2 protein-coding genes are annotated in these 3480 nt (G+C 68.1%); both read right to left on the bottom strand.

Annotated elements, in window-relative coordinates; genetic code table 11:
* Positions 1–594 precede the first annotated feature (594 nt).
* Entirely contained in the window at positions 595–1845 is a 1251-nt protein-coding gene (gene mmsB / locus AB0J68_RS29505) for a multiple monosaccharide ABC transporter permease (RefSeq protein WP_363941840.1), read from the bottom strand.
* Positions 1842–3380: a multiple monosaccharide ABC transporter ATP-binding protein gene (gene mmsA / locus AB0J68_RS29500; RefSeq protein WP_363941837.1), complete on the bottom strand. Its 1539-nt coding sequence runs from the start codon at positions 3378–3380 to the stop codon at positions 1842–1844. Before mmsA ends, mmsB begins: the two co-directional genes overlap by 4 nt.
* Positions 3381–3480: the final 100 nt, after the last annotated feature.

Raw genomic sequence — 3480 nt, 5'->3', positions numbered from 1 at the left:
CTTGATGTGTGACTTGAGTTCATAAGTGTGCTATTCCGATCTTAACTGAAACTGTCCAAGATCTGCGGCATCGACAGCCCGACGACGCCGTCCGTCTCTGCGGCGGGCCGTTTATGGACCGCGAAAGGGCGGCGTGACCGCACCGCCGTCGCCACCAGCACGACCGTCGCCACCAGGACGGCCCTTGCAAACCGGCACGGCCGTCGCCACCGAACGACCGTCGCCACCGAACGACCGTCGTCACCAGGACGGCCGTTGCCGGCACGGCGGTCGTCACCGGCGTGACCGCGAGCCCTGTTGCGTGCCGCGGGGTTGCCGCCCCATATCTGGGGCAGCTCTACAGCGCTTGAGGAAGGTGGGGCCGACTCCGGCAAGGCGGTTCCGGCATCGGCGCGAGCCTCCGCCGACGGCGACGCGGCGCGGGCTTCTGTGGGCGCCGCACCGCGGAGTCGACGTAGCCGGGCAGCCGAACGCCCGCACCGCCGAACGCCCGCGCCGCCGAACGCTCCGCGGCGCCAAACGCCCCGCGGCGCCTAACGACGTGTGCCCCTGCCCGTGGGACGGGTAGGGGCACACGTGTGCAGTGTCGTCGTGTCAGCGGGCCGTACCGGCGCGGCGCTTGTTGTAGACGTCGAACGCGACGGCGACGAGCAGGACGAGCCCCTTCACCACCGACTGCGTCGACTGGTCGATGCCCATCAGCTGCATGCCGTTGCTCATCACCGCCATGATCAGACCACCGACCATCGCGCCGACCACGGTGCCCACGCCACCGGTGACCGCCGCGCCGCCGATGAACGCCGCAGCGATCGCGTCCAGCTCGAACATGTTGCCGGCTGCGGGCTGCGCCCCGTTGGACCGCGACGAGTAGATGACGCCCGCCACCGCCGCGAGGAAGCCCATGTTGACGAACATCCAGAAGTTGACGGTGCGGACCTTCACGCCCGACAGCGCCGCCGCCGAGAGGTTGCCGCCGATCGCGTAGACCTGGCGGCCGAAGACCGTACGCCGGGTGATCAGGCCGTAGACCAGCACCAGCACGGCCAGGATGATCAGCACGATCGGCAGCCCTCGGGCGTGCGCCAACTGCCAGGCGAAGTACATGAGGACCGCGCCCACCAGGACGACCCGGGCGACGAACAGCGGGAACGACTCGACCGGCTGCTGGTAGCGGATGCGCGCCAGGCGGGTGCGGAAGCCGCTCACCGCGTACCCGGCCACGGCGAGAGCTCCGATGAGCAGCGTGAACGCGTCGAAGCCCTGACCGCCGAGCAGCCCGTTGAGGAAGCCCGCCGCGACCTTCTGGTATTCGGCCGGGAAGGGCGACAGCGAGATGTTGTCGAGCACCTGCAGCGTGAGGCCCCGGAAGAGCAGCATGCCGGCCAGGGTCACGATGAAGGCCGGGATGCCGGCGTACGCCACCCAGAAGCCGTGCCAGGCGCCGACCGCGACACCGACGACCAGAGCGGCCACGACGCCGATCCACCAGGGGTGACCCTGCTGGATCACCAGGACGGCGGAGACCGCTCCGGTGAGCGCGACGACCGATCCGACCGACAGGTCGATGTGCCCGCCGATGATGAGGATGACCATCCCGATCGCGAGCACCAGGATGTACGAGTACTGCAGGACGATGTTGGTGATGTTGCCGGGACTCAGCAGCACCCCGTCGGTCAGGAGCGCGAAGAGCGCGACGATGACGACCAGGGCGACGTAGATCCCGCTCTGCCGAAGGTTGTTCAACACCAGCGCCCGCAGGTCGCTCGTCCCACTGTGCAGGGCGGCGGCGGGTGTGCTGTCCGGGGGCGTCGGGCGCTCCGTCGAAGGGGTTTTGATGCTGGTCATCCGACGAGCTCCTTGTCCTTGGTCATCAGCTCCATGAGGCTCTCCTGGGTCGCCTCGCCGACCGGCTTCTCGCCGGTGATCCGGCCTGCGGCGAGGGTGTAGATGCGGTCGCACATGCCGAGCAGCTCGGGCAACTCCGACGAGATCACGATCACCGCCTTACCTGCGGCCACCAGCCGGTTGATGATCGTGTAGATCTCGTACTTGGCGCCGACGTCGATGCCTCGGGTGGGCTCGTCCAGGATCAGCACATCCGGGTCGGTGAACAGCCACTTCGACAGCACGACCTTCTGCTGGTTGCCCCCGGAGAGCTTGCCGACCACCGCCATGACGCTGGGCGTCCGGATGTTCATCTCCTTGCGGCTGGCCTCGGCAACCTTGATCTCCTCGTTGCCGTTCACCCAGCCCAGGTGGGCCAGCCGGTCCAGGGCTGCGGCCGAGACGTTGCGCCGGACGTCGTCGATGAGGTTGAGGCCGTAGCGTTTGCGGTCCTCGGTGACGTAGGCGATGCCGTTGTCGATGGCCTCTGCGACGGTACGGGCGTTGACCTCCTGCCCGCGTACGAAGAGCTTGCCGTGGATGTCGCGGCCGTAGGAACGGCCGAAGACGCTCATCGCCAGCTCGGTCCGGCCGGCACCCATCAGCCCCGCGATGCCGACGACCTCGCCGGCGCGCACCGACAGGCTGACGCCCTCGACGACCATCCGCTCCTGGGTCGGATGCCGCACCGACCAGTCCTCGATCCGCAGCACCTCCTCCCCGGGCGACGAGACGCGATCGGGGTAGAAGCTCTCGATGTCGCGCCCGACCATGCCCCGGATGATGCGCTGCTGATTCACGTCGTCGGCGCGCATGTCCAGGGTCTCCACCGTGCGGCCGTCGCGGATGACGGTGGTCGAGTCGGCGATCGCGGTGATCTCGTTGAGCTTGTGCGAGATCATGATGCAGGTGATGCCCTGCTCCTTGAGCTGCCGCAACAGGCCGAGCAGGTGCGCCGAGTCGACGTCGTTGAGGGCGGCCGTCGGCTCGTCCAGGATGAGCAGCCGCACCTTCTTCGACAGCGCCTTGGCGATCTCCACCAGCTGCTGTTTGCCGACGCCGAGCTGGATGACCGGGGTGACCGGGTTCTCGTGCAGCCCGACCGACGCCAGCAGCTCGGCCGCCTCGGCGTTGGCCCGGTTCCAGTCGATGAGCCCGCCACGGCCACGCCGCTCGTTGCCGAGGAAGAGATTCTCGGCGATCGACAGGTAGGGCACCAGGGCGAGTTCCTGGTGGATGATGACGATGCCGTTGGCCTCGCTGTCCCGGATGCCCCGGAACTGCATCGGCTTGCCGTCGAACAGGATCTCCCCGTCGTACGAGCCGGAGGGGTGGACGCCGGACAGCACCTTCATCAGGGTGGACTTGCCGGCGCCGTTCTCACCGCAGATGGCGTGGATCTCCCCCCGACGCACCGCGAGGCTGACGTCCTCCAGCGCGGTCACCCCGGGGAAGGTCTTCGTGATACCACGCATCTCGAGGATGGTGTCGTCCATGGTCACTGTCCTCTGTCGGGTCTGGACGCGGTCCATCACGGCGTCGGGCTCGGTGGACAACCGCCGGTCATTCCCCCGATGGCCAGCTCGATCCGGTTCG

This window comes from Micromonospora sp. NPDC049580, assembly GCF_040675595.1.
Classification (GTDB): domain Bacteria; phylum Actinomycetota; class Actinomycetes; order Mycobacteriales; family Micromonosporaceae; genus Micromonospora.
This window is presented reverse-complemented; position numbering and strand designations above follow the sequence as displayed.

Excerpts from the sequence above, each read along its gene's own strand:
- mmsB (WP_363941840.1), bottom strand. The coding sequence starts at position 1,845 with ATGACCAGCATCAAAACCCCTTCGACGGAGCGCCCGACGCCCCCGGAC.
- mmsA (WP_363941837.1), bottom strand. The coding sequence starts at position 3,380 with ATGGACGACACCATCCTCGAGATGCGTGGTATCACGAAGACCTTCCCC.